Origin of the sequence: Azospirillum agricola (genome assembly GCF_017876095.1) — a bacterium.
GTDB lineage: Bacteria > Pseudomonadota > Alphaproteobacteria > Azospirillales > Azospirillaceae > Azospirillum > Azospirillum agricola.
Window position 1 is genome coordinate 1 of sequence record NZ_JAGINM010000055.1, and the last position, 7,645, is coordinate 7,645.

Annotated in this window: 7 protein-coding genes; 3 read left to right on the plus strand and 4 right to left on the minus strand. The window is 65.4% G+C overall.

The annotated features are described in order from the left end of the window. Nucleotides 1–815 precede the first annotated feature (815 nt). The 4 genes from J2847_RS33495 to J2847_RS33510 all read right to left on the minus strand — a co-directional run bounded on the left by J2847_RS33495 (nt 816) and on the right by J2847_RS33510 (nt 3,809). A complete protein-coding gene (locus tag J2847_RS33495) occupies nt 816–2,072 on the minus strand; it encodes a type II toxin-antitoxin system HipA family toxin (RefSeq protein ID WP_209783051.1) in 1,257 nt (418 codons plus the stop codon). Beyond that, nucleotides 2,069–2,335, minus strand: a complete 267-nt coding sequence (locus J2847_RS33500; protein WP_209783052.1) for a helix-turn-helix domain-containing protein — start codon at nt 2,333–2,335, stop codon at nt 2,069–2,071. The genes J2847_RS33495 and J2847_RS33500 overlap by 4 nt, the downstream gene beginning before the upstream one ends. Before the next feature lie 220 nt (nt 2,336–2,555). Then, on the minus strand, nt 2,556–3,431 hold the full coding sequence (locus J2847_RS33505) for a tyrosine-type recombinase/integrase (RefSeq protein ID WP_233474972.1): 876 nt from the start codon (nt 3,429–3,431) through the stop codon (nt 2,556–2,558). Nucleotides 3,432–3,599: 168 nt separating this feature from the next. Beyond that, complete coding sequence (locus J2847_RS33510; RefSeq protein ID WP_209783054.1) at nt 3,600–3,809, minus strand: hypothetical protein; 210 nt, start codon at nt 3,807–3,809, stop codon at nt 3,600–3,602. A gap of 563 nt (nt 3,810–4,372) precedes the next feature. Here J2847_RS33510 and J2847_RS33515 point away from each other — a divergent pair. The 3 genes from J2847_RS33515 (at nt 4,373) to J2847_RS33525 (ending at nt 7,394) form a co-directional block, all read left to right on the plus strand. Continuing rightward, complete coding sequence (locus J2847_RS33515) at nt 4,373–5,269, plus strand: hypothetical protein (protein ID WP_209783055.1); 897 nt, start codon at nt 4,373–4,375, stop codon at nt 5,267–5,269. Continuing rightward, the gene (locus J2847_RS33520) at nt 5,256–6,161 is read left to right on the plus strand and encodes a nucleotidyl transferase AbiEii/AbiGii toxin family protein (protein ID WP_209783056.1); all 906 of its coding nucleotides are present in this window, start codon (nt 5,256–5,258) and stop codon (nt 6,159–6,161) included. Before J2847_RS33515 ends, J2847_RS33520 begins: the two co-directional genes overlap by 14 nt. A 567-nt stretch (nt 6,162–6,728) precedes the next feature. After that, the gene (locus J2847_RS33525; protein WP_209783057.1) at nt 6,729–7,394 is read left to right on the plus strand and encodes a hypothetical protein; all 666 of its coding nucleotides are present in this window, start codon (nt 6,729–6,731) and stop codon (nt 7,392–7,394) included. The last annotated feature ends 251 nt before the right edge of the window (nt 7,395–7,645 follow it).

Genomic DNA, 7,645 nt, shown 5'->3' on the forward strand with positions numbered 1-7,645 from the left:
CCCGTGGACTCCCTGGACAACGGGCTTCTGCAACTGGAAGCGTGGCTGGAAATTGGACGCCGATGATGGCTGGTTTTTCGAGGCCGATTGACACGCACGGTGGTTTCCGGCCGGCGTCTGGGGGGCGGTTGCGGTTTCGGCGGGGCCTGGAACGCTCCGTCGTTCGACCAGGACAGAGGGTCTCCAGGCCGGGCGTCCGGCAAAGGCTCCGGAGGCGGTGCCTTCCCGACCGCCCGCTTCGCCCAGTAGCCCCGTTCGGGCCGTGGAACGTTCAGAAGGACACAGACCCTGGCCAGGTAGCTGCCCGACACCTGGAACCGCTCGGCGACCTTGGTCATGGGGGTGGACCAGACCAAGTGATACAGCTCATCCCGCGAAACCATAGGGTGCTCCACTCGTCGTGCCGCCGGTGCCCGGATTGGTCGCATCATCCCCAAAAATCTGCGGACGATCCATCAGACGCGGATGCGCTCGACCTCGTCGAGGCTGACCCGGTCGCTGCGGCGGTCTCCAGCGTGCCGCCATAGCCGGATAAGCGGTGATGCGGAAGTCCTGGCAGCCGAGCGGAGGTGATGCCGGCGGCGGCACGCCGCCGCTCAGTGGCCACCCCTCTGAGAAAGGGTTTCAGCACGCCGCCACCCGCCCGACCGGGTCACGCCGAAGGCGCTTACGGTCGGCAAGCGTGCCTACTTCCTCGCAGGGCGGTTCGAGGGAGGACCAGAATAGCGAGAAATCTCCGATCCCGCACCTCTGGTCAGCATCCCACCCGCCCCGGCTCCTCGTTCCGGCGGAAATGCCGGCGCGTCCCCCTCGGATCAGCGGGTCCTGTCGGTCCGCCGCGGCGCGATCACTGCGCCGATCCGGCTGCGTGAGGTCCGCCCCACCCCGCTGTCCTCGGCAAAGTCGCGCCAGCGGTCCACCGCGCCGCGCACTTGGTCAATGATGCCGGTGACCTCGGTCGACGGAATGGAGAACTCCGCCGCCATCGCCCGCAGCTGCCGCTCACCGGGATCCCGCCCTTCGCCCAGGACGGCGGTGGAATGCTCGCCTCCGGGGCCGTCCGCATAGGTCAGGTCGTAGGCCGGCGCCAACGACCAGTTGCCCGTCCGGTCCATCAGATAGGCGAACTGGCGGCCGTGATCATCCCGGTTGTGGGCGAACAGGTTGAAGGTGGCGCGCCGGAACATCTCGACCACCTGCCGATGATTCTTGGTGAGCTGGAAGGTCAGGATCATCAGCGTCTTATAGTCCAGGCTCGGCTGCCGGAAGTCGGCATGGAGGTGCCCACAAGCGGAGTGGAGATGGAGCCGGCCGGCCGGACCGACACGGTCGAACCGCTGCGCTGCGAAGTAGGCGGGCGTCTTCGGGCTTCCGCTCGGCAGCAGGCGGGTGGGCGGCAGGGTCAAACCGGCGGCGCGCGCCATCTCGGCATAGGCCTGCTCGATCGGACCAATGTCTGCCGGGTCTTCCTTACCGCGGAACTTCACCAGCCAATGCGACCAGCCCTCCGGCGCCACCAGGGCGCCATGGATCAGGGCGCCGCTCTGATCGTCGCGGCAAACCACCGCCTTCGGCCGGGCGCCGCCGGGGGAACCACCCACCCGCAGCAAGGTGGGGAAGAGCGCCTCCGGGGCCCCCGTGAGCACTTGCCGGCTCTGCGCGGCGATCCGGTCGAGATCGATGGCGCCGGTGTCCACAGGCTCCTCGGTTTCCGGCCGGTAGACCAGAGCCCCCATCGCCCACTCCCCCATGCACGCCAACATGTCGAGCGGAGTCAGCGACAGGGGATTGATCTTGCTGGCAGCCGCTCGGCGATGAATCAGCAACCGCCCCCACCCGTCGGGCAGGCTGTCGTCGAACACGCCGTGGAGGCCGGAGAATGGTGCGTCCGGCCCCTGCAGAACGCCTGGACGCGGGGTCCGCAGAAACCAGGACAGCATCCGGCCGGAGGCGAGGAAGGCGTCGTCGAATTCGACATAGATTTTCCCGTCGCGGCTGGCGAGGCGGCCGACGGGCTCCTCGTCGCCCTCGCCCCAGCGCAGCGACACCGCCAGAACGCCGACATGCTTCATCGGACCACCGTCCGGCGCTTGCCCCGTTGGCGCTTCGGCCGCTTGATCACCTCATCGAGGCTGCGGAATTCCGGTTCCGGGAACAGCGCGCCGAACGCCTCGATCGCGTCGAGCACGACGGCGACGCGGATCAGCGCATCGAACGCCAGTTTGCCGCTGGCTTCGAACCGCCGCAGCGTCCAGATGTTCACCCCGCTGCGGTCGGCGACCTCCTGCTGGGTGAGCCCAAGGGCGACCCGCCGGGCACGAGCGCGCGCGGCCACACTCCGCGCCACATCCCCAGGGGCCATGAGGCTGAGTGGGATCATAAAACAAGTTATCTCGGATATTTCGTCACAAGTTGGATTATGATCCAACCTACTGTCGGACACAAGGCGGCGTCCGCTCAAACGTACCTGTGACGAAGCGTGCTAACCGCACGTCCTGAAGGGGCTGCCGTGCCGACGTCGGACCAGTCCAGCCAGCATCCCCAGGATCTGCTCCTCAGATCCGAATGCGCTCGATCTCGTCGAGGCTGACCCGATCACCCCGACGGTCGTAGAGCTGGGTGGTGCGGGGGGAGGCGTGGTTGGCCATGGCGGCGGCGGTCTCCAGCGTGCCGCCGTTGGCCAAGTAGGCGGTGATGCCGGTGGCGCGGAAGCTGTGGCAGCCCACCAGCGTCGCGACGCCGGCGGCGGCGGCGCGGCGGCGCACCATGGCGTGGGCGCTCGCCTGCGGCAGCGGGCGGTCGGACAGCCGGCCGGTGCCGCGACCAAGCGTGCGGAACAGCGGCCCCTTGGGGTCGCTGCGCAAACCCGTCCCGTCCAGGTAGGCCTCCAGATAGTCCTCGAGGGTGTGGTGGCAGGGCATGGCGTGCGCCTTGCCACCCTTCTCGCGCAGCCGCACCCACAGCCGGCGGTTCTGGGGGAAGACGTCCCCCACCCGCATCGCCAGGGCGGCGCCGACGCGGGCGAAGCTGTAGACCATCAGCCCGATCAGCGCCCGGTCGCGCAGACCGCCGGGCGTGGTGGCGTCGATGCTGTCGAGCAGGGTCCGGGCCTCGGCCGGGTCCAGCACCGGGGTCTTGCCGATCCGCACGACATGGCGCGGCCCCCGCACCGAGGTCGCCGGATTCACCGCCACCACCTGGCCGGTCACCAGCCAGTCGAACAGGTGGCGCACCGCCGCCAAGCGCTGCTTGGCCGTCGCGGCCGTGCGGCTGCGCGTCAGCCCCTCGATCCAGGTCGCGACATGCAGCGGCTGGATCGCGGTGAGGGACGGCACCCCAGCGGCCTCGGACCAAGCCAGGAACTCGCCGGCAGCCCGCACATAGGCCCGCCGGGTGTGCGGGTTGCGGATCTCGGCCGCGAAAAACTCCAAAAACCGGACGCTGGCCCGCTCACCAGCCGCGGCAATCAGCGCGGGCAACGCCAGGGATGGTCGGGGAACAAGCGGCGTCATGCGGCAAACCTGGCTTGATCCGGCCGGCCAAGGCGGCTTTTCAGAGCAGCGGCGCCACGATCGAGCCTGCGGTCGAGCATGGCCCCGTCAGCGCCCTGAAGGGGTGAAGCGTGCGACGAGGCGGCGACGGCGCGCGTCCGCGCTGATCCCCTCCCGGTCGAAGCGCTCCAGGGTGGCCGGCATCTCCAGCGTCAGCGCGCTGCCGTCGACGGCGCTGACGCGGGCGAAGCCGACGCGGCCGAGGGGGAGAGCGTTCGACGGCAGCCGGCTGGAGCGGGGCGAAGGAAGTCTGCGCATGGCCGGAACATAGCATGACCGGAGGGGGCTGCCACCCTGGCCAAGCCCGCTGCAGCCTCTGGCAGGGCCCACGCCTTGGGTGCTGTGTGTTTCCCCTCGCCCCGTGACCGTCTGCACGTGATCATCGCCCCGTCCACCGTCCGCCCGTGCCTGGAACGTTGCCGATCCCCCCGCGCCGGCGGGCGCGCGACCGCCAATGGACTCCTTGGCTGGCATGGCCCGTTTGGTCGCATGACGCCAGCCTGATGGCATCCATCACCGGCGCCATCAGGGCCGGACTGCGGTGGTTGCGAATGGGCTGGCGATGCGAAAAGACGAGTGGGAAAGGCAAGAGCAAGGAGAGCACAAGTCAATTGCCCCACTTGACAGCGGGCTTTGCATGGATAAAATCAGCAGACGCCATTCTGCTTCGCCTCAACATTCATCCTTAGGATGAATGTTGAGGCGAAGCGCTATAAGATAAATTTATCCTGTCAGATCAAAGATCTATCAAGGGGATCAGAAAACTTGACAAGGGTGCACCTTTGCACCAATGTCCTTAGGACATTGGTGCAAAGGTGCACATGATCACGATTTCTGAAGCCGTCGCAAGACATCTGAGCGCTCAGACTCTGCCGCTCATCACCGATTACCAGCTGTTTCTGATCCTGCGCGCACTGTACCGCGCCAAGGAGCAGGATGGCGAGGCCATCCGGATCAAACGCTCCACCCCGACGATCGACAGCCTCACCCAGACGGTGAAGCGCTTGGTGGCCAGCCGGCATCTTGCGCCGGACCCCGACTTCGGTAAGGGGGTGTACACCGTCACCGGCAGCCCGGCGAAACCGGCCGAGGAGGTGTGCTGCCTGGTCGATCCGTTCTGCCACATTGCCTATCTGTCCGCCATGCAGCGCCACGGCATCACCAACCGGCACCCCGATGCGCTGCATCTGGCCTCGCCGGCCCTCAAGCTGTGGGGGGCGATGCGCGACGACAGGATGCGCCAGGATTACGGCAGTCTTGCCCCGGGCGGCACCGCTATGCCGTTGCAGCGCTTGGCCTTTCCCGACACCATCCGCCGCCGCCCGGTGCGCCGCCACACCAGCCGTCATCCGGGCGCTTGGCGCCAGGTGCGCGGCTCCTGGGCCCGTGTGGCCACCATCGGCCAGACCTTTCTCGACACCCTTGAGGCTCCGGACCGCTGCGGTGGCATGGCCCATGTGATCGAGGTCTGGGAAGAGCACGCCAGCACCTTCCTTGAGGAAATTGTCGCGGCGGTCGACACGACGCCCGTCAAGCTGGCCAAGGTGCGCGCCGGCTATCTCTTGCAAGAGCGGCTTGGCTTGGGGCTTGGCGACAGGCGCATCGACGGCTGGAAGAGCTTCGCGCAACGCGGAGGATCACAAAAGCTCGATCCTGAGGCAGACTACGCTCCCGTCTTTTCCGAAACCTGGATGCTGTCGCTGAATGCCGCCTCCTGACCGCGTCCCGCTGGATGTGAAGCTCGCCGCCTGGGTCGAAGAAGCCCGGGCCGACCCGGTGAAGCTCCGGGCCCGTCAGGTGACGGAGATCCTTCTGCATGCCGTCGGCCTTTCCCCCACCTTGCAGGCGTCGCTGGTCCTGAAGGGGGGCACCCTGATGAGCCTCGCCTTCGGCAGTCCGCGCACGACCAAGGACGTCGACTTCACCGCGACCGCCGATCCGGACGACCTGCCCGACCATCTGCGCGACGATCTCGACCGCGCGTTGCGGCGGGCGGCGGCCGAGCTCGGGTATCTGGATCTTCTGTGCCGGGTTCAAGCGGTCAAGTACCAGCCGCGCCGCGACGGCTTCGAAGCGTGCCAGGCGCCAGCGTTGCAGGTGACCATCGGCTCGGCGCTGCGGGGAACCGGCGAGGAGGCGCGCCTGGAGCGCGGCGCCGCCCCCCAGGTCCTGGGGATCGACATCAGCTTCAAGGAGCCCTTGTTCGACGCACGGGAGCTGCGCCTCGACGAGCTCGCGGTGTCGCTGCGGGCCTACTCACACGCCGAGGTGATTGCCGAAAAGCTGCGGGCGCTTCTCCAACAACCCTTGCGCAACCGCGGACGGCGCCAGGACGTCTACGACATCGCCCACCTGCTCGAGCACAACGAGGATGTTGCGCTGCCCGCCATGGTGCATGCCATTGTCGTCGAGAAGTGCCGGGCCCGCGGCTTCGAGCCGACGCGCGCTCTGATCGACGATCCCGCTGTGGCGGAGCGGGCCAGCCGGGACTGGGCCACCCTGGCGGACGAACTCCCGCGCGGCACCTTGCCGGCGTTCGGGGAGCGTTTCAGCCTCGTTCGCGCGTTTTACCACTCCTTGCCATGGCCGGAGGCCGGAGAGTCCAATTGAGACTGACGGATGTCCGGACGGGGGCATCGGCGCCGGTCCGCTTGGACGTGCGTTTTCCATGACGGTGACCACACCCTTCCACCAGAGGGAAGGTCCGCGTTCATGACAAGGGCTGGGAACGCGTCCGGGCTCAACGATGAAGAGCCCTCGAGCCAGTCTGTGTCGAGGCTTCGAAGTGTCGTCAGGAGAATGCCGCCTTCGGCATCAGAAGGCCGCTCTTCCCTTCGGGAGCCAATGCGCGCATCGGCGCTGTGTCCCGACCAATCGCTCAACGATCCCTGGCCCCCTGGCCGCCGCAACCACGCCAATTAACAATGGACCGCCCACTGCCGTGGGCAAGCGATTTGCAAGGGCAAAGCCTTAGAACCCTTCGGGACCGCCATTTTTGCCGGGTTTTGAGAAAAATATATTCATTGCAGAATTTTATAAAACTCTTACTGTAAACCTCATTGAGAAACGGAAGTTCTTCAGCAACTCAAAACAAATATTGATTGTTTTCAAATATTTATAAAACACAATACGAACGATGTTTCTTTACACACCAATTACTCACACGAGAATCAGCACATGACAGAGCAGCAGGACCTTATCCGCGTTATCGTGGAAAGCGTACGGTCGTCCGTGCCGAAGTATCTTGAAATCTCGAATCTGGACAGCCCATCAGAAGTTCCAGAGAGATACCTCCAAGACGCCATCTTCAACGGGCTTGGCAATGTCGGCCATCGCGTCCGCTTGGAGACCCCTGACGAACAAGGGCATCCTTTCGACATCGCCATCCTGCACAAAACGTCTGATCCCTGGAAATACAGCTCCCGGATTACCATAGAATTAAAGAAAGGCGTCCGAGCCTTTCCTCTCAAAGCCGATGCTGAGCACTGCTGCCGCTGGATGGATGCATCGAAGGGTGCGGAATTGGCTGTTATCGGTTGTTTCATCGTGGGCAGTGACGCAGGCCATATTGAGCGGCTTGTGGAGGATGCAAAGGAGCTGCTGCACGGCTACGGCTTCGAAACGAGCAACAGCGCGCGACTTGGCGTTCAGACGGTTTCTCCGATTTCCGACGTTCACATTCCCCACCGTTCCTGGGATTTTCTTTGTTTTTACAAAGGGAAGGCTTGGTTGGGCACTGTGACGTCGGCGTCAGCGGCCGATTTGGTGCACGCAAAACCAGACGCGTCACGGATGCCGGAGCTTGCTGATCCAGCTAGAAACGAATCGTTGGTTAAAGTTTAAAGAGGACGTTGCGACATCTGCTCGCTGAACAACGCTAAGGTCAAGCGTATCCGGAACGCGGCTTTCAGGCGGCATGGCGGCGACGTCCCAGGCTGAGTGGTCGCCTTCCGATGGGCAGGGCTGCGGCGCGGTCCAACAGCACATCGCCGGATAGGCCGTAAGCGTTACGAGCGCCCCCTTCTTCCCGAACCGGGTTCCATGATCGAGATTGCGTGCGGGCTTACGGGACGCGGAGGGTACGATGGAGGATG